14 protein-coding genes are annotated in these 17,841 nt (G+C 73.4%); 4 read left to right on the top strand and 10 right to left on the bottom strand.

Features of this window, described 5'->3' with window-relative positions; genetic code table 11:
• Nucleotides 1-2 precede the first annotated feature (2 nt).
• Both V6U79_RS15325 and V6U79_RS15330 read right to left on the bottom strand, forming a co-directional pair.
• Nucleotides 3-1,205: a substrate-binding domain-containing protein gene (locus tag V6U79_RS15325; protein ID WP_334532855.1), complete on the bottom strand. Its 1,203-nt coding sequence runs from the start codon at nt 1,203-1,205 to the stop codon at nt 3-5.
• A 673-nt stretch (nt 1,206-1,878) separates the two neighbouring features.
• Nucleotides 1,879-3,006, bottom strand: a complete 1,128-nt coding sequence (locus V6U79_RS15330; RefSeq protein ID WP_334615090.1) for a glycerophosphodiester phosphodiesterase — start codon at nt 3,004-3,006, stop codon at nt 1,879-1,881.
• A 94-nt stretch (nt 3,007-3,100) separates the two neighbouring features.
• Between V6U79_RS15330 and V6U79_RS15335 the strand changes: the two genes are divergently transcribed.
• Nucleotides 3,101-4,483 (top strand): TrkH family potassium uptake protein, encoded by a 1,383-nt coding sequence (locus V6U79_RS15335; RefSeq protein ID WP_442933393.1) that lies wholly within the window; start codon nt 3,101-3,103, stop codon nt 4,481-4,483.
• 19 nt (nt 4,484-4,502) lie between these two features.
• Nucleotides 4,503-5,135, top strand: a complete 633-nt coding sequence (locus V6U79_RS15340; protein ID WP_334615091.1) for a potassium channel family protein — start codon at nt 4,503-4,505, stop codon at nt 5,133-5,135.
• Nucleotides 5,136-5,158: 23 nt separating this feature from the next.
• On the opposite strand, the gene V6U79_RS15345 is transcribed toward V6U79_RS15340, so the two are convergent.
• The 7 genes from V6U79_RS15345 to V6U79_RS15375 all read right to left on the bottom strand — a co-directional run bounded on the left by V6U79_RS15345 (nt 5,159) and on the right by V6U79_RS15375 (nt 14,163).
• On the bottom strand, nt 5,159-6,847 hold the full coding sequence (locus tag V6U79_RS15345; protein WP_334615027.1) for a protein kinase domain-containing protein: 1,689 nt from the start codon (nt 6,845-6,847) through the stop codon (nt 5,159-5,161).
• 71 nt (nt 6,848-6,918) lie between these two features.
• Nucleotides 6,919-8,475 carry a fused MFS/spermidine synthase gene (locus V6U79_RS15350; protein WP_334615028.1) on the bottom strand — a complete coding sequence of 519 codons (1,557 nt, stop codon included), beginning with the start codon at nt 8,473-8,475 and terminating at the stop codon, nt 6,919-6,921.
• 36 nt (nt 8,476-8,511) lie between these two features.
• Nucleotides 8,512-9,525: a coiled-coil domain-containing protein gene (locus tag V6U79_RS15355; protein WP_334533138.1), complete on the bottom strand. Its 1,014-nt coding sequence runs from the start codon at nt 9,523-9,525 to the stop codon at nt 8,512-8,514.
• Nucleotides 9,526-9,913: 388 nt separating this feature from the next.
• Nucleotides 9,914-10,723, bottom strand: a complete 810-nt coding sequence (locus V6U79_RS15360) for an inositol monophosphatase family protein (RefSeq protein ID WP_334615029.1) — start codon at nt 10,721-10,723, stop codon at nt 9,914-9,916.
• Nucleotides 10,716-11,168, bottom strand: coding sequence for a response regulator (locus tag V6U79_RS15365; protein WP_334533133.1), 453 nt, complete (start codon nt 11,166-11,168; stop codon nt 10,716-10,718). The genes V6U79_RS15360 and V6U79_RS15365 overlap by 8 nt, the downstream gene beginning before the upstream one ends.
• Nucleotides 11,165-12,949 carry a sensor histidine kinase gene (locus V6U79_RS15370; protein WP_334615030.1) on the bottom strand — a complete coding sequence of 595 codons (1,785 nt, stop codon included), beginning with the start codon at nt 12,947-12,949 and terminating at the stop codon, nt 11,165-11,167. The genes V6U79_RS15365 and V6U79_RS15370 overlap by 4 nt, the downstream gene beginning before the upstream one ends.
• Nucleotides 12,946-14,163 (bottom strand): PP2C family protein-serine/threonine phosphatase, encoded by a 1,218-nt coding sequence (locus V6U79_RS15375; protein ID WP_334533129.1) that lies wholly within the window; start codon nt 14,161-14,163, stop codon nt 12,946-12,948. The genes V6U79_RS15370 and V6U79_RS15375 overlap by 4 nt, the downstream gene beginning before the upstream one ends.
• A gap of 268 nt (nt 14,164-14,431) precedes the next feature.
• Here V6U79_RS15375 and V6U79_RS15380 point away from each other — a divergent pair, with 268 nt between their 5' ends.
• Together V6U79_RS15380 and V6U79_RS15385 are read left to right on the top strand one after the other, a co-directional pair.
• Nucleotides 14,432-16,858, top strand: a complete 2,427-nt coding sequence (locus V6U79_RS15380; protein WP_442933784.1) for a M28 family peptidase — start codon at nt 14,432-14,434, stop codon at nt 16,856-16,858.
• 117 nt (nt 16,859-16,975) lie between these two features.
• Nucleotides 16,976-17,155 (top strand): hypothetical protein, encoded by a 180-nt coding sequence (locus tag V6U79_RS15385; RefSeq protein ID WP_334615031.1) that lies wholly within the window; start codon nt 16,976-16,978, stop codon nt 17,153-17,155.
• Between the two features lie 4 nt (nt 17,156-17,159).
• Here V6U79_RS15385 and V6U79_RS15390 read toward each other — a convergent pair whose 3' ends face one another.
• Nucleotides 17,160-17,789, bottom strand: coding sequence for an MBL fold metallo-hydrolase (locus tag V6U79_RS15390; protein WP_334615032.1), 630 nt, complete (start codon nt 17,787-17,789; stop codon nt 17,160-17,162).
• Nucleotides 17,790-17,841 lie beyond the last annotated feature (52 nt).

Genomic DNA, 17,841 nt, shown 5'->3' on the forward strand with positions numbered 1-17,841 from the left:
GGTCAGCCCTTCATCCGGGTGACCGGCGGCGCGGTCTCGTCGCCGGTCAGGCTCTTCTGCGCGGTGGCGGTGAAGGCGGTGCCGCTGCCGGCGAGCTTCGCCTGGTACATCGGCTGGAGCAGGGCGTGGTCCTCGGCGCGGATGGTCATCGGGCCCTTCACCCCGTCGAACGTCCAGCCTTCGAGGGCCTTCACCATCTTGTCGACGTCGTCGCCGCCCTCCTGCGCGGCGCGGACCACCATCTGCGCGGCGGCGAAGCCGTCCGGGTGGAACAGGTCGAGGGTGCCGCCGGGGACCTTCGCCCTGGCGGCCTTGGCGGCCTCGGTGTCGCTGGCCCCGTCGAAGTAGTGCGACAGGAAGGAGATCTTGCTGCCGGCGGCGCCGAAGGTGGGCCACGAGGCGCGGATGTCCAGACCGGTGACGACCGTGGTGCTGGCGAGCACGCCCTGCTGGTCGAGGGTCTGCCACATGGCCGGGGCGGTGGTGCCGGCCCAGGCGACGAAGAGCAGGTCCGGCTTGGCCGCCTTGATCTGGCTGGCGAAGGGGGTGAACTCGGAGGCGCTGGCGGGGGCGCGGACGCTGCTGACGGTCGCGCCGGCCCCGCCGATCACGGCCTTGACGGCGGCCTCGTTGGCGTCACCGAACGCGCCGTCCTGGGCGAAGACCACCACCTTCTTGCCGGCCGGGTCGCCGATGAACGACTTGGCGGTCACCACGTCCTGGTAGGACTGCCGGCCGGAGCGGAACGTGTACCTGTTGGCGCCGGTGACCGCATCGGTGGCGGCCGGGCCGGAGATGAAGAGGACCTTGTTCTGCGCGGCGATCGGGGCCACCTGGAGCGCGACGCCGGACGCCGTCGACCCGGCGATGATCTTCGTGCCCTTGCCGATCAGGTCCTTGGCCGCGGAGACCGCCTTGGCGGGGTCGCCCGCGTCGTCGACCTCGGTCAGCTCGATCTTCCGGTCGCCGACCTTGCCGGTGCCCTTGGTGGCGAAGTCGAGGCCGGCCTTGAAGCCCTCGACGTACTGCTTTCCGTAGCTGGCCAGCGGGCCGGACTGGGAGTAGACCAGGCCGACCTTGACCGGGGCGGTGTCACCGCCGCCGGAGGCGGTGTCCTGCGGGCTGCCGCAGGCCGTGGCGGCGAGCGCCGCGGCCATCATCGTGGCGGCGGAGAGGAACGCCCGCCGGGTGTGCCGGACCGTCATCGCGACTCCAGGTGAGGACAGGAAGCATGTGTCGGCTCACGCTAGAAGTGACGTCACCCACGGGCTATGTGGCGGCGACACACAAGTGGCCTCGACCGGGTGGCCGACCGTAACAAGCTCCCCTCCTGCGACACCAGGGGCGAGGCGGCCGATGGCCACCGGACCCACCGGGCGACGCGGCTATGTGTCGTCGCGGGACACGGACCACCCACGCTGCCCTCGGCATGCGCTTCATCCGGCCACTGGACCCACCTGAAGCTGGCCGCTGATGCCGCACATGCGCCACACGCTTCAGAGCGAGCGCTCGGCGCGGTAGGGGTTCGGAGGCTTTGGAGCTGATGTCGTAGACGACTCAGCGGGGCCGGCTGCCCTGCGCCATCCCGCGGCATCGTGCCCTGAAGACGATGGCCCGCTGCGGCCGAGCGGCACCCCTGCTTCCGCGATCACCTCCACCACCGGTCCAGCGCGATCGCCACCCGTCCCGCCGGCCCGACACGCTGACTCGTTCACGTCATCAGCTCCAAAGGGCCGCGCGACACCATGCCGCCCCCAGGGTGCCGCGCCGACGGAGCTGCGCGTACCCGAGAAAGAGCAGGGGCCACCGGGAGCCGCGCCGGTGGGTGCGGCTCCCGGTGGGTGCGGCGGTCAGGGTGCCGCCGCCAGTGGCGGGCGGTCAGCGCGCGGCGAGGCCAGCGCGGGCGGCGACCGCGGTGTCGGGCTGGTCGGCGAAGACGCCGTCCAGGCCGAGGCCGTAAAAGAGCTCGTACTCGGCGGTGCTGTCACCCCGGGCGTTCGGGTCGGCGCCGATCCGGAAGTCGGCCGGGAGGAACTGGTTCTCGGCGCGGAACGTCCAGGCGTGCACGAGCAGCCGCTCCCGGTGCGCGTCCCGGATCACCGTGGCCGGCGCCCGGAGCTTGCCGGCGGCGTCCCGGGGGACGATCAGGTTCTTGTTCAGCCCGACCCCGTCGGCGTAGTCGGCGATCCACCGCAGACCCGCCGGGGTGGCCAGATCGGCGTAGGTCCGGGGGTCACCGGCGGCGGTGAAGTCGTAGGGACGGCCACCGGCGTCGAGCAACTGGACCAGCCGCACGTCGATCATCGCGTCGAGTCTGCGCAGGTTGGCGGTCTCGAAGGACTGGACGAAGACCGCGTCGCCCCGGTGGGTCAGCTTGTTCTTCCGCAGGACCGCGACCAGCGGCTCCTCTAGCGGCAGCCCGATCGAGGCGAAGTAGCTCGGGTGCTTGGTCTCCGGGTAGATGCCGATGGTGCGGCCCCGCTTCCGGCTCTCGGCGCGGGCCAGGTCGACGACCTCCTGGAAGGTCGGCACCTCGAACCGGCCGTCGAAGGCGGTGTTCGCCACCCGCACCTGCGGCAGCCGCTCCTTTGCCCGCAGGGTCTTCAGCTCGGCCAGGGTGAAGTCCTCGGTGAACCAGCCGGTGACGGTCACGCCGTCGATGGTCTTCGCGGCCCGGCGGGCGGCGAACTCGGGCCGGGCGGCCACGTCGGTCGTACCGGAGATCTCGTTCTCGTGCCGGGCGACCAGCACGCCGTCCTTCGTCGGGACCAGGTCCGGCTCGATGTAGTCGGCGCCCATCCGGATCGCCAGCCGGTACGCCTCCAGGGTGTGTTCCGGGCGGTAGCCGCTCGCGCCGCGGTGGCCGATCACCAGCGGCCGGTGGGTCGCCCGGTCCGCACGGTGGGCACGCTCCGCGTCCTCGCGGGCCGAGGCCGCGCCGGGCACGGCAACGGCCACCGCGAGCAGCGCGCCGGCCACACCGAGGGCGGAAAGGGTACGTCGCAACGCCGTCTCCTGTCGTCGAAGGTTCACGCCCAGCACACCCGCCCCGGCTGACCGCCAGTTGGTCGGTGGCTTTCCACCGCGTGAACCCTGCGGGATGCGCCATTCGCCGACCCCGCCGTGCCCGGAACCGGAAGATTGTCTGGTGCGCCGGTCCCTTGGTCACCCCGTGCGGCTGGTGCCCCTCGGCTTCCTGGTGGCGATCGCGATCGGCACCGGCCTGCTGATGCTGCCCTGGGCGACCGGCGAGCAGCGGTACACCCCGCTGGTCACCGCGCTCTTCACCGCCACCTCCGCGGTGTCGGTGACCGGCTTGACGGTCACCGACACGCCGAACTACTGGAACGGCTTCGGACTGGCGATGATCACCGTGCTCACGCAGCTCGGCGGGCTCGGCATCCTCACCGGCGCCGCCCTGGTCGGCCTCACCGTCTCCCGACAGCTCGGGCTCCGCAACCGGCTGCTGGTGCAGGCCGAGACCGTCGAGTACGGCATCGGGGACGTCCGCCGGCTGCTGCTGCGCATCGCCGGCACGGTGTTCGCCTGCGAGGCGCTGATGACCCTGGTGGTCACCGGCCGGCTCTGGCTGGTCTACGACTATCCGCCCGGCCGGGCCCTCTGGTCCGGCGGCTTCCACTCCGTGCAGGCCTTCAACAACGGCGGCTTCACCCTCTACTCCGACGGCCTGCTCGCCTTCTCCCGCGACCCGTGGGTGTCGCTGCCGCTGGCCCTCGGCGGGATCATCGGCGGCCTCGGCTTTCCCGCGCTCTTCGAGGCCGTCCGGCACTGGCGGCGCCCGGTCCGCTGGGCGGTCGCCACCAAGCTGACCATCTGGGGCAGCCTGGCGCTGCTGGTCGGTGGCTTCACCATGCTGCTCCTCGCCGAGTGGACCAACCCGCGCACCATCGGCACGTACGACGCCCCCGGCAAGCTGCTCGCCACGTTCACCCAGATGGCCCTGAGCCGCACCGGCGGTTTCGACCTGATCAACGTCGAGTGGCTCAGCGAGGAGAGCTACCCGCTGCTCATCGCGCTGATGTTCATCGGCGGCGGCAGCGCCAGCACCGCCGGCGGCATCAAGGTCTCCACCTTCTTCCTGCTCGCCTTCTGCATCTGGGCGGAGCTGCGCGGCGAGCCGGACGTGACCGTGGGCCGGCGTCGCGTGGCCGAGGCCAGCCAGCGCCAGGCACTGACCGTCGCGCTGCTCAGCGTGGCGCTGGTGGTGGCCGGCACGGTCGGACTGGTCCTGATCACCGAGGGGGTCCGGTTCAACGAGTCGCTGTTCGAGGTGACCTCGGCGTTCAGCACCACCGGGCTCTCCGTGGGGCTCACCCAACGACTCCCCGAACCCGGCCAGTACCTGCTCACCGCCCTGATGTACATCGGCCGGGTCGGCCCCCTCACCCTCGGCTCCGCCATCGCGTTGAACACCCGACGGCGGCTGTACCGCTACCCGAAGGAGCAACCCATTGTCGGCTAGAGGCGGGGGCGACATCGCGGTGATCGGACTGGGCCGGCTCGGCTGCCACCTGGCCGGCGTGCTGACCCGGCTCGATCACGAGGTGCTCGGCATCGACCACGACCCGGACCAGGTACAGCGCTGGTCGTCGTCGCTGGCCCGGGTCGTCCAGGCGGACTCCACCGAGGAGGGCGCGCTACGGCAACTGGGCATCGGGGACTTCAGTCGGGCGGTGGTCGCGATCGGCGCCTCGGTGGAGGCGAGCGTGCTGACCGTGCTGGCGCTGACCGAGGTGGGCGTGCCGCAGATCTGGGCGCGGGCCACCTCGGACAAGCACGCCAAGATCCTCGCCTCGGTCGGCGCCCACCACGTGATCTTCCCGGAGGCGGAGACCGGCGAGCGGGTGGCCCACCTGATCGTCAGCCGGATGCTCGATTTCGTCGAGATGGGCGAGGACTTCGCGATCGCCAAGGTGCCGGTGCCGGCGTCCCTGGTCGACCGGCCGCTGCGCGAACTGGCGATGCCGGAGCACCACGGCGTGCTGGTGGTCGGGGCCAAGCTGCCCGGTGAGCCGTTCCGGTACGCCACCCCGGACACCGTGCTCAGCGCGGGCAGCGTGCTCATCGTGGAGGGGACGATCAACCAGGTGCAGCGGTTCGCCGGCCTCGGCTGACCGCCCGACCGGCCGGCACGACGTCAGTCGTCGTCACCGTCCTCGTCCCTTTCCACGACCACGACTTTTTTTCCACCACCACCCTTGCCGCTGCCCGCCTTGGCCTTCGACCCACCGCCGGAGCTCTTCTCGACGGTGGAACCGCCGCCACCGGTCGCCTTCCGCGCCGGGGCCTTCCGGACCGGGGTCCTGGCCGCCGGGGCCTTGGCCGTCGCCGCTCTGGTCGCCGGGGCCGTGCTCGGCGTCGAGCCGGCCACTCCGGAGACCTGGACGGCGCAGTCGGCGTCACCGAGCTTGAACTGCACCGGCAGCGGGTTGCTGCCGGTGTACGACCCGGTCAGGGCGACCTTCTCGGAGGCGCCCGGCGCGAGCGGGGGACGACCGGCGGCTGGCTGGACCGCCACGGTGCTCCCCTGCTGCCGGACCGACGCCGGGGTGGCCCTGGTGACCTTCTGCCGACCGGGGAAGGTGAAGCGCATCGTCCAGTCGCGCAGCTCCTGCTTGCCCGTGTTGGTGAGGGTCACCTCCGCCGCGAAGTCCTTGCCGGAGTCCTTGCGCAGCGCGTAGGAGACGCCACAGACGTTCTGCTGGGGCAGCCCCATCCGCGCCTCGGTGGGCGGCTCCACCCCGCCGCTGGCGGAGCTGCCGGAGGTCACCCCCCACATCGTCGCGGTCACCGCGACCAGGCCGGCCGCGGCCACCCCGGCCTCGACCTTGCGCCGCCGGGACGCCGCCCGCCGGTTGCGGGTCCGCATCGACAACGGCAGCGCGTCGGTCTCCGAGGACCAGGGCAGGATCGTGGTGCCGGCGCTGGCCAGCTGCGCCGGGTCGAGCGTCCCCGGTGCCGGGGAGACCGGCACGGCCGCGATCATCCCGGCCGCGCCGGCGAGGGTACGGGCCACCTCGGCGGTGAGCGGGCGGTCCTGCGGGCGCTTGGCGAGGCAGCGCCCCACCAGCTCGGCCACCTCGTCGGGCAGCCCCGGCACCTCGGGCATCGGCTCGGGGTCGTTGTACATGTGCGCGCGGAGCATCTCGGTGGTGGTGCTGGCCTGCCAGGGCAGTCGGCCGGTCAGCATCCGGTAGAGCAGCAGACCCACCGCGTAGACGTCGGTGGCCGGGGAGACCTGACCGTTGTCCAGCCGCTCCGGGGCGAGGTACGCGGGGGTGCCGAGCAGCGCGCCGTCCGGCCCCTTCTCGCTCTCCCCGACCAGCGCGGAGATGCCGAAGTCGACGACCTTCACCCCGGTCGGGGTCAGCATGACGTTGCCGGGGGTGACGTCGCGGTGGACGACGCCCCGGGCGTGCGCGGTGGCCAGCGCCGAGGTGACCTCCGCGCCGATCGTCACCGCCTCCCGCCAGGGCAGCTGCCGGTCGCGCCCGAGCCGGGCGGTCAGCGGGCCGCCGTCGACCAGCTCCATCACGACGTACGGCACGGTCAACCCGACCTGCTCGGACTCGCCGTAGTCGTACACGTTGGTGATGTTGGGGTGGCAGAGCCGCGCGGCGGCCTGCGCCTCGATCCGGATCCGGTGCCGGAACGCCTTGTCGCTGGCCAGCCGGGAGGCGAGCACCTTCACCGCGACCTGGCGGCCGAGCACCTCGTCGTAGCCGCGCCAGACCACGGACATGCCGCCCGCCCCCAGCTGCTCGATGAGGCGGTACCGATCACCGAGGAGCTGTGCCTGTGCCCCGTTACGCGCTGCTCCACCCATGGTTGGAGGAGTTGCCCCGGTCCGGCCCCGCTACACCTGACTGGTCGTAATCGGTCAGGAACATCACCCGATCAGGCGGTGGCGAGCAGTTGGTCCACCGGCGCGTAGTCGTCGGTGAGCACCAGCGCGTCGTCCACGAAGCCGGCCAGGCCGGCGTCGGTGAGCAGGTCCGGCGGGGTGGCCAGGGCGTCCAGCCGCTGGCGCAGCGCGTCCAGCGGCAGCGGGCCGTCCGAGGCGACGATGAGGAAGTTGGACCCCACCTGGCCGTCGATGGCCGCCGGCGGCGCGATCAGCGCGACGGTACGGAACTCGGCGGCCACCGTGGCCAGCTCGCTGCGGATGAAGCGGCCCGGCGGGTGGTCGATGACGTTCTGCACGTAGATGCCGCCGGGACGCAGCACCCGGCGGACCTCCCCGGCCATCTCCCGGGTGGCCAGGTGCCACGGCACCACCAGGTGGCCGAAGGCGTCCCCGACGACCAGGTCGCGGCTGGCGGTGGGTTCGCCGTCGACCAGCATCCGGGCGTCGCCGACCACCGCCTTCAGCTCCGGCCCCGGGCGTACGCCGAGCAGCCGGCGGTCCAGCTCGACCAGCTCCCCGTCGATCTCGAAGACCACGTTGTCGGTGCCGGGCCGGGTGGCGGTCAGGTAGCGGGGCATGGTGAACCCGCCCCCGCCGACGTGCAGCGCGTCGAGCCGCTGCCCCTTCGGCGCCATCACGTCCGCCACCGCGCCGATCCACTGGGTGTACGCGTACTCCAGGTGGGTGGGGTCGGCCAGGTCCACGTACGAGTGTTCGGCGGAGTTGAGGTAGAGCACCCGGCCGGAGTCGCGGCCCGGGTCGCTCGCCACCCGGGCGCAGTGGTACGCCGTCTCCACGTCGCACGGGTTCGGGGCGACCGCGCTCAGCCCCGCCCCGACCAGCCCGAGCACCGCCAGCGTCGCCTTGGTCCGGGCCGGGCCGGGCAGCCCCGCCACCTCCCGCCGGCGCAGGTACACCCCGAGCGCCAGGCCGGTCACCCCGAGCAGCACCGCCAGCGCGACCAGGATGACCGTGCTGGGCAGCGCGGCGACCAGCACGAATCCGGTGACCAGGGTGGCGGTGATGCCGCCCAGCGTGCCGATGCCGGAGAGCCGCCCCACCACCTGCCCGGTGCGGCGCAGGTCGGCGAGCTGGAGTTTGACCACCAGCGGGGTGACCGCCGCGAGCAGGGCCGCCGGGACGAAGACGGCGAGTGCGGTGAGGAGCAGGATGCCGCTGGTCGCGCCGCCGCGCAGCACCTCACCGGCGTACCGGACCACCGGCAGCGTGACGGCGGTGGCGATGCCGGCGAGCACCAGCGCCGGGGCCAGCAGCCCGCGCGGGTCCCGGCGGTCGGCCAGCCAGCCGCCCGTCCACGCCCCGTACGCGATGGCGGCCAGCGCGATGCCGATCACCGAGCTGGTCACCTGGAGGGTCACCCCGACGTACGGGCCGACCAGGCGCAGCGAGACGGTCTCCAGCACCAGCACGGCGCCGCTGGAGAGGAAGACCAGGAACGCGGCGAGCCCGTTGGGCAGGGCGCGGGAGGTGGCCGGTGCCCCGACGGCGGCCGAGCCGGCCACGACCTCGGACGATGAACTGCTCACTGTCGAGATGGTACGCAGCGTGCCCGGCACTCCGGGTCAGTACATCGAAAGATGAACATGGTTTGTGTGGTCGGCGGCGGGGCTGCCGGAGCCGCTGTACGCCCGCCACCCGGTGTTCGGCATCCAGATCTGCCGGTACCAGATCACGTAGAGCACGCCGAGTCGGCTGGCGTTGTTCTTGTAGTAGTTGGCCAGGCTGTCGCCGTACGCCTTGTCGCCGCCGGTCGCCGTCTCGTCCTTGAAGGTGCTGGTGGCGGCGGAGAAGTCGCACGCCCGACCCTTCGGGTGCTCGCCGTCGCCGCCGGTGCGGAAGCACTTGACGTACCGCTTGTAGCCGGCCGCCTGGGCCTGCTTGAGGGCGTGCAGGGTGCGCGGGGTGATGCAACCGTCGGTGGTCGGGTCGTCGACCGAGCAGGACTCCGACGGCCACGAGCCGTCGGAGTTGCGCGGCGCCGGGCTGGCCGAACGGGACCCGCCGCTGAAGCCGGAGCTGCTGCCGGAGCTGACCGTGGCGAGCGCGCGTTCGGCGTCGCGCTTCTTCTTGGCCAGCGCGGCGAGCTGCTTCTGCTGCTCGCGCACCTCGCCGTCGATGGCCGTCTTGGCCTGCGCGGCGGTCGCCTTCGCCTTGGCGAGCGAGCGCAGCCGCTTGGAGTCGCGCTGGGCCATCACGTCCAGCTCGCCGGCGCGCTGGACGAGGGCGTCGGGGCTGGCGCTCTTGAGCAGCAACGCCGTCGGGGTGAGCCGTCCCAGCCGGTACGACTGCGCGGCCACCTCACCGACCTGGGCGTTCAGCTCGACCAGCTGTCCCTCGACCGCCTTGAGCTCCGCGGTCAGCGCGGCCTGGCGGCGCTTGGAGTTGTCCAGCTTGGCCTTGGCCTCGATGTGGCCCTTGGCGGCGGCCTCCAGCTGCTCGCGGAGCTGCTTGGTGCCCCCCTCGTTGGGCTCCGCGGCGGCCGGCACGACTCCGACGCCGAGCAGCAGCGCCACCGTGGCGAGCAGCACGGTCAGCGGCCGGCGGGCGCGCGGCCGGGTGAAGCTGGTCCTGGGCACGACGGTGTCCTTCCCTCGGCCGCGGGGCCCCGGTCGACCACGGCGCGGCAGCGGCCCCGCCGGCCCCGGGACGACGGCCCGCGGGCGGGAGACCGCCGGACACGATACCGGACGCAGACCGCTTGACCAGGCCCGCGACCGCCCGGGGCATCGATCGTCGACAGAGCGTCCCGACGCTGTCACCCAGCGCCGTCCGCGTCCCCCGATCCACCCGGCGACCGGACGGTCCACTCCGTCCGGTCGGGTCGGCTCGTCCGGCTCCCGCCGACCACGACCCGGGTGATCCACCCCGTTTGCGGCGTGTCGCGCCATCCACTCGCGCCGACACCCCGACACGCCGCAAGCGGCGGACTGCGGGCCGGACGGCGGACGGCGGACGGACGGCGGTTCAGGCGTCCAGGAGGGCGTCGCGCACGTCGGTCCAGAGGTGCTCGTCGGCGACGACCAGCAGGCCCCGGCCGTCGTCGGCCGGGTGGTACTCGGTGCCGTCGAAGCGGCGGGCCACCCCGCCCGCCTCGCGCACCAGCAGCACACCCGGGGCGTGGTCCCAGGGCAGGGTCCGCCAGAAGAGCACGAAGCTCTGGTCGCCGGTGAGCGCGTCGAGGTACTCCCGACCGGCGCAGTGCTGGCCGGGCAGCAGCTCACCGATCCGGGCCCCACCGGCCTCGACCCGCTCCCGGGTGCCCGGCGGGAGGAAGCGGGTCATCGCGGTGCCGCGCAGCGCGCCCAGGACCGCCGGCCGGTCGGCGGCGTGCACCGGCCGGCCGTCCAGCCGGGTGCCCTCGCCGACCCGGGCGTCGGCGAGGATGTCGGCCAGCGGGTCGAGCACCCAGGCGCCGGTCAGCTCACCGTCGGTCAGCAGCGCGACCATCAGCGCGAACGGCTGCCGGCCGGCGGCGAAGTTGCCGGTGCCGTCGACCGGGTCGACCAGCCAGACGTCACCGCCGCCGCGCAGGTGGCGCAGCAGGGTGGGATCGTCGGCGACGGCCTCCTCGCCGACCACCACCGAGCCCGGCAGGAGCCGGCGCAGCGCCGCAGCTATCTTCTCCTCGGCCCTCCGGTCGGCGACGGTGACCAGGTCGCCGGGGGCCTTCTCGGCGACGTCCGCTTCGTCGAGCCGCCGGAACAGCGGCAGCACGATCTCCGCCGCGGTCTCCCGCAGCAGCTCCCCGACGTCGTCCCGCAGCCGGTCAGCCACGCGGCGGGAGCTTGACCACGCTGACGAAGAACTCGTCGATCTGGCGGACCACCGAGATGAAGCGGTCGAAGTCCACCGGCTTGGTCACGTAGGCGTTGGCGTGCAGCTGGTAGCTGCGCAGGATGTCCTCGTCGGCCTGGGAGGTGGTGAGCACCACCACCGGGATGCGGCGGAGCTGCTCGTCCTCCTTGATCTCCTCCAGCACCTCCCGACCGTCCCGTCGGGGCAGGTTGAGGTCGAGCAGAATCAGGTCCGGCGTCACCGCGTCCGCGTACCGGCCCTCGCGGCGCAGGTAGGCCAGCGCCTCGGCGCCGTCGGAGACGACGTTGAGGCGGTTGCGGAGCTTGTGCTCCTCGAACGCCTCCTGGGTCATCAACACGTCGCCCGGGTCGTCCTCGACCAGCAGGACCTCGATCGGGCTCTTGCCGTCCGCCGGCGCGGTCATCCCACCGTCTCCCTCATGCCACCCGTTGTATCGCGTCCCGGTGCCTCGCCGGGCCCGTCGCCGTCCGCCGCGCCGTCCGGTTGCCGGCCGACCGGCGCGGACCCGCCCTCGACGGTCGCGCTCGCGTCGCCGCTCCGGGTCGACTCGCCGCCGGTGGCCCCGTCACCGGTGGCCTCCCCGGCGCCCTCGGCGCTCTCGTCCGCCGCCTGCTGGGCGGCCTGGGCCGCCGCCACGTCCTCCGGCAGCGCCGGAAGGGTGAAGTGGATCGCCGTGCCCTCGTCGACGTGGGTATCCACCCAGACCCGGCCATCGTGGTACTCCACGATCTTCTTGACGATCGCCAGGCCGATGCCGGTGCCGGGGTACGCGTCCTTGGCGTGCAGCCGCTGGAAGATCACGAAGATCTTGTCGGCGAACTCCGGCTCGATGCCGATGCCGTTGTCCCGGCAGACGATCTCCCACTCGTCGCCGACCAGCCGGGCCGAGACGTGCACCTTCGGCGGGACGTCGGGCCGGCGGAACTTGATCGAGTTGCTGACCAGGTTGGCCAGCAGGTTTGTCAGCAGCGGCTCCTCGCCGCGGATCACCGGCAGGTCGTCCCAGGTCAGCTCCGCCTCGGCGTGCTGCCGGCTCAGCTCGGTCTGCGCGGCGACGTCGCCCATCACCCGGTCGAGGTCGACCTCGGTGAAGCCGGTGGTGAGCCGGCCGATCCGGGAGAAGGCCAGCAGGTCGTTGATCAGGCGCTGCATCCGCTGCGCGCCGTCGACCGCGAAGGCGATGTACTGGTCGGCCCGCTCGTCGAGCTGCCCGGCGTAGCGGCGCTGGAGCAGCTGGCAGAAGCTCGCCACCTTGCGCAGCGGCTCCTGGAGGTCGTGCGAGGCCACGTACGCGAACTGCTCCAGGTCACGGTTCGAGCGGGTCAGCTCCTCCGCCTGCTTCTGCAACTGGCTGTTGACCCACTCGATGTTCTCGCGCGCCGCACGCACCTCCGCCAGATCCTTGGCGATCTTCTGGCGCATCACGTCGACGTCGTCGGCGAGCCGGACGAACTCCGGCGGGCCGGAGCCGGAGATGTGGTGCTGGTAGTCGCCCTCGGCGACCTCCCGCACCTGCGCCGCCAGCCCGCTCAACGGCCGGATCACCATCCGGTCCAGCGAGAGCACCAGCACGGTCCCCGCCACCACCACCACGACCGCCGCGACGATCAGCAGGAACACCAGCAGGCTGCTGGTGCCCCGGATGTCCCGGACGCTCCGCTCGCGTTCCCGCAGGATCTCCGCCTGGAGCTCGGCGACCGCGGCCCGGACCTGGTCGAACTGCTGCCGGGCCTGGTCGGTGACGAGGGCCTGGCCGGCCTCGGTGCCGCTGCGCTGGGTGGTGCTGATCACCGGCTCGGCGACCGACCGCCGCCACTCGTCCGCCTGCCGCTGCGCCTCCCGCAGGTCGGCAACGATCCCGGGGTGGTCCCGGTCCAGCCGCTCGATCTCCGCGACCGTGGCGCGCTCCTGCTGGAGCCCGTTCTGGTACGGGACCAGATCGGCCGCGTCGCCGCTGACCACGTACCCGCGGACGGCGGTCTCCTGGTTGAGCAGCGCGTTGAGCAGCTCCTGCCCCTGCACCCGCAGCGGGCCGGTCCTGCTCACCACCGCGTCGGTGTCCTGCCGGTTCTGCGTCGCCACGGCCGCCTCGGCGGCGGCGAGCCCGAGCAGCAGGGTGCCGACCACGGCGAGCAGCGCGAGGACCCGCCGGCGCAGCGTCCAGTCGGGCCGGTACGACTTCACCGGCCACCGCCGCGGGTGACCAGCAGCATGGCGACGTCGTCGGCGAGCGGGCCGCCGTTGATCTGCTCGGCCCGGCCGACCAGCCAGGCCGGCAGCTCGGACAGCGGCACCGCGAGGTTGGCCGGCTCCTCCAGCAGACCGGTCAACCCCGGCACGTCCAGCCGGTCGTCACCGTCGTCCACCCGTCCCTCGATCAGACCGTCGGTGTACATCAACAGGGACCAGTCATCGGTCTCGAACTCCAGGTCGAACGCTACGGGCCGGCGGGGTCGTACGCCGAGCAACAGGCCACCGGGCGCCGGGACCGGGGCGACCCGGCCCCCGGAGAGCAGCAGCGGCGGCGGGTGCCCGGCCAACCGTACGGTGGCCCGGTTGTCGTGCAGGTCCAGCGAGGCGGTGGCCACGGTGGCGAAGATCTCCTGGAGCCGGCGCTCACTCATCAGCACCTGCTCCAGCGCCGGCAGCACCTCGTCGTCCGGCACGCCGGCCAGGATCAGCGCCCGCCAGGCGACCCGCAGCTCCACCCCGAGCGCGGCCTCGTCCACGCCGTGACCGCAGACGTCGCCGACGATCAGGTCGACCCGGTCGGGCCGGGTCTGCACGACGTCGAAGAAGTCCCCGCCGATCAGCGCGGCGTGTCGGCCGGGCCGGTAGAAGGTGTGCACCGCCACCTGGTCGGTGTTCATCAGCGGCTGGGGCAGCAGGCCGCGCTCCAGCCGGGCGGACTCGGCCTGCCGCAGCTCCACCTCGCGCAGCCGGCGGGCGTTCTCGTCGGCCCGCTTGCGCTCCACGGCGTAGCGCAGCGCCCGGGTCAGCAGCACCCCGTCGACCTGGCCCTTGACCAGGTAGTCCTGGGCGCCCTCGGCGACCGCGACGATGCCGAGGTGCTCGTCGGAGCGCCCGGTCAGCACGCAGACGGCGGCCCCGCTGCTCATCTCCAGCACCTTGCGCAGCCCGTCCAGGCCCTGCGCGTCGGGCAGCCCCAGGTCGAGCAGGACGCAGTCGACGCCGGCCACCCGTTGCCGCGCCTCGCTCAGGCTGGTGGCGACCAGCAGGTCGATCATCGAGTTGGTCTCGGCGAGCAGTTCGCCGACCAGGAAGGCATCGCCCTCGTCGTCCTCGACCAGCAGGACCCGCAGCCGTTCACCGGGCGGCAGGTTGGTGTTGCGCCCGAGGCCGCCCTGCGGGTACGGCGCCACGGAGGGACCGGCCATGCCGCTCCCCCGGTGCGGCCGGGTCACCGCCGCGAGACGCGGGAGTTCGCTGGTGATGTCGGGACTCCTTCCGAGTGCCCTGCTGATCCTGTATTAGACAACGGTCCCACACAACACGACCCCGCCGGCACGGGCGTACCTGGGCAAGCCCGTCACACGGTGAGCGGTCGGGCGGGGGCGCGCGTTACGGTTCGGTCCCGAGATGACCCGGGTCACGTCGGGGCGGGCAGGATGGTGCCCACCCCCGCACCACCCGAGGAGTTTCGCCGTGGGCGCACCCCCCGTCCCCACCGCCGACCGGGCGCTCGCCCGGCCCCCCGCCGCCGCCGACCGGGCGCTCGCCCGGCCCCGTCGCCGGCTCCCCGCCGCCGTGGCCGCGCTCGCCGCCCTCGTCGCGGTCGGCGCTGTCATGCTGGTCACCCTGGCCACCCCGGCACCCCGCCCGGCGGACGCTCCCACCGACGAGTTCAGCGCCGGCCGGGCGTACCGGACGGTGCAGACAATCGCGGCCCGGCCGCACGTCGCCGGCAGCGCCGCCAACGACCAGGTACGCGAACACCTGGTGGGCGCGCTGCGCGGGCTGGGCCTGGAGACCGAGGTGCAGGACACCGTCGCCCCCGAGGCCGGGCAGCTCAGCGGGGCCGCCGCCGGGGCGACCCTGGCGCGGGTACGCAACGTGGTGGCCCGGATCCCGGGCAGCGACCCCACCGGCCGGGTCTTCCTGGTCGCGCACTACGACTCCGTGCAGACCGGGCCGGGCGGCAACGACGACGCGGCCGGCACCTCCACCATCCTGGAGGTGGCCCGTGCGCTGACCGCCGGTCCCCGGCCGCGCAACGACATCGTCCTGGTGCTGACCGACGCCGAGGAGGCCTGCCTCTGCGGCGCGTCGGCGTTCGCGTCGAGCCACCCGCTCGCCGCCGACGGCGGGGTCGTGCTCAACCTGGAGGCGCGCGGCGCCACCGGACCGGTCATCATGTTCGAGACGTCCCGGAACAACGCCGAGCTGGTGGACGTCTTCGGCCGCGCCGCCCCGCACCCGGTGGGCACCTCGTTCGCGGTGGAGATCTACCGGGCGCTGCCCAACGACACCGACTTCACCGCCTTCCTCGACGAGGACTTCGCCGGGCTGAACTCGGCGTACATCGACGGCGGGGCGATCTACCACACCCCGCTGGACACGCCGGCCGCGATGGACCGGGGCAGCCTCCAGCAGCACGGCGACAACGCGCTCGGGCTGGCCCGGGAGTTCGGCCGCACCGACCTGAAGGCGCTGCGCTCCGGCCACGACGCCACCTACTTCCCGGCGCCCGGCGGGCTGGTCCGCTACCCCGGCTGGCTGACCCTGCCGCTGGCGCTGCTGGCGCTGGTCGCGGTGGCGGCGCTCGGCTGGCTCGCCGTACGCCGCGGCCGGACCACCGGGTGGCGGCTGGCCGCCGGCTTCGGCCTGGGGCTGGTGCCGCTGGTCGCCGCCCCGCTCGCCGCCCAGCTGCTGTGGGCGGGGATCACCGCGGTCCGCCCCGGCTACGCCGAGCTGCTCGACCCGTATCGGCCGACCTGGTACCGGCTCGCCGTGGTGGCGTCCGCCGCCGCGATCCTCTTCACCTGGTACGCGCTGGCCCGCCGGTGGGCCGGCCCGGCCGCGCTGGCGATCGGCGGGCTGGCCTGGCTGGCCGTACTCGGGGTGCTGCTGGCCGTGGCGGTGCCCGGCGGGGCGTACCTGGCTACCCTGCCGGCCCTGGCCGGCGCGCTGGCCGGGCTGGTCGCGCTGGCGAGCCGGGTCGACGGCCCGGTGCCGGTGGTGGCGGTGACCCTGGCCGGCGCGGTGGCCGTGGTGATCCTGCTGCCGACGGTGGTGCTGCTCTTCCCGGCGCTCGGCATGGCGATGGGCGGCGTCGCGGCGCTCTTCGCGGTGCTGCTCGGGCTGGCCGCGCTGCCGGTGGTCGACCTGCTGCACCCGCAGGCGGGCGGGCAGCGCGGCCTGGTCGCGCTCCGCGCCCGCCGGCTCGGCGCGCTGCCGGCCGTCGCCGCCGCGGTCGCGGCGGCGGTGTTCGCCGGGGTCGGCCTGGCCGTCGACCGCTTCGACGCCGCCCACCCGGCGCCCACCCACCTGATGTACGCCCTGGACGCCGGCACCGGCCAGGCCCGGTGGCTCAGCCACGAGGAGGACCCGCAGCCCTGGACCGACGGGTACGTCGACGGCATGGTCTCCGTCGCCGACGATTTCCCCGGGCTGGGTGACGGGGAGTTGCGGGCCGGTCCGGCGCCGGCGGCGAACCTGCCCGCCCCGAAGTTGGAGGTTCTCTCCGACACCGGCGCGGCCGGCGGCGAACGCACCCTGCGGCTGCGCCTGGTTCCGCAGCGGTCGGTCCGGCTGGCCTCGCTGCACGTCGAGACCGCCGGTCTCGGCAGCGCGGGTGTCACCGCGGCGACGGCGGCCGGCAGGCCGGTCGAGATCGAGAAGCGGCACCTGGACGGCCGCTGGTGGGGCCTGGTGTTCCACGCCCCACCGGCGGAGGGGATCGAGGTCACCCTGACTGTGCAACCGCGCGGTGGGCAGGTGCGGCTGCGGGCGATGGACGCCAGCGACGGTCTCGAGGCGCTGCCCGGTTTCCGCCCCCGACCGTCGGACGTCGGGGTGGTCGGCTCGCACAGCTCGGAGATGCTGGCGGTGGCCCGCACCTATCCCCTCTGACCCGCACCCCCGCCCGGAAGGAGTCGCGCTGCTCCTTCCGGGCGGATGCGGGGTCGCTGTTCACGTCGGCGGAGGCGGCCCCAGCGGGGACAATGGGGCGGGAGCAGGGAGGTCGCCATGACTGAGGATCGCGAGCCCACCGACCGGCCGACGGACGACGAGTCCGAGGCGCGGCGGCGCGCCAGGTTCGGCAAGCTGCCGAAGCGGTTCGCGCCGGAGGAGCTGGTCGAGACGAAGGACACGGAGCCCCCGCCCGAGGGGCCGGGCGAGCCGCCGGTGCGCCGGGAGTGGGTGTAGCAGCTCAGGCGTCGACCCGGGTGCCCGGTTCGAGCCGGCGGTACTCCCCCTCGAAGAGCCGGCTGAAGTTGCCGTTCAGCACGCCCAGCCCGGTGTCGTTGAGGTACCCGTCGTGCAGCGCGTACGCCCGGCGCGGGGCGACCGCCCGGAGGAAGTCCAGCGACTCGGAGAACTTCGTCCACGGGGCGTGGATGGGCACGAAGAGGGTGTCGATCTGGGTGTCCTCCGGCACGACGAGCGAGTCGCCGGGGTGGTAGACCCGGTCGTCGATCAGGTACGCCAGGTTGTCCACCACGGGGATGTCGGGGTGGATCACCGCGTGCCGCCCGCCGTAGGCGCGGACCGGGACGCCAGCGGCGGTGAACTCCGCGCCCGGCTCCACCGGCGCGAGCAGGTCGGCCACTCCGTCCAGCATGGCGGCCAGCGACGCCGGCCCGTGCACGGTGAACGGGCGCCGTTCGTGCTGGGCCGCCAGGGCCTCGACGTGCACGTGGTCGGGGTGCTCGTGGGTGATCAGCACGGCGTCGACGCCGTCCAGCGCCTCCGGCTCGCTGACCGTGCCCGGGTCGATGACCAGCACTCCCCCGTCGTGCTCGACGCGTACGCAGGAATGGCCGTACTTGGTCAGGCGCACTCGTGACTCCTCGATCCTCGAATCGTGACGTCCTCAGCGCAGTCTGCCGGAA

The organism is Micromonospora psammae (assembly GCF_036902725.1).
Taxonomy (GTDB): Bacteria; Actinomycetota; Actinomycetes; order Mycobacteriales; family Micromonosporaceae; genus Micromonospora.

Coding starts and splice junctions, on each gene's coding strand:
- V6U79_RS15345 (WP_334615027.1), bottom strand. CDS start 6,847: ATGGGTGGAGCAGCGCGTAACGGGGCACAGGCACAGCTCCTCGGTGAT.
- V6U79_RS15325 (WP_334532855.1), bottom strand. CDS start 1,205: ATGACGGTCCGGCACACCCGGCGGGCGTTCCTCTCCGCCGCCACGATG.
- V6U79_RS15375 (WP_334533129.1), bottom strand. CDS start 14,163: ATGGCCGGTCCCTCCGTGGCGCCGTACCCGCAGGGCGGCCTCGGGCGC.
- V6U79_RS15365 (WP_334533133.1), bottom strand. CDS start 11,168: ATGACCGCGCCGGCGGACGGCAAGAGCCCGATCGAGGTCCTGCTGGTC.
- V6U79_RS15335 (WP_442933393.1), top strand. CDS start 3,101: ATGCGCCATTCGCCGACCCCGCCGTGCCCGGAACCGGAAGATTGTCTG.
- V6U79_RS15385 (WP_334615031.1), top strand. CDS start 16,976: ATGACTGAGGATCGCGAGCCCACCGACCGGCCGACGGACGACGAGTCC.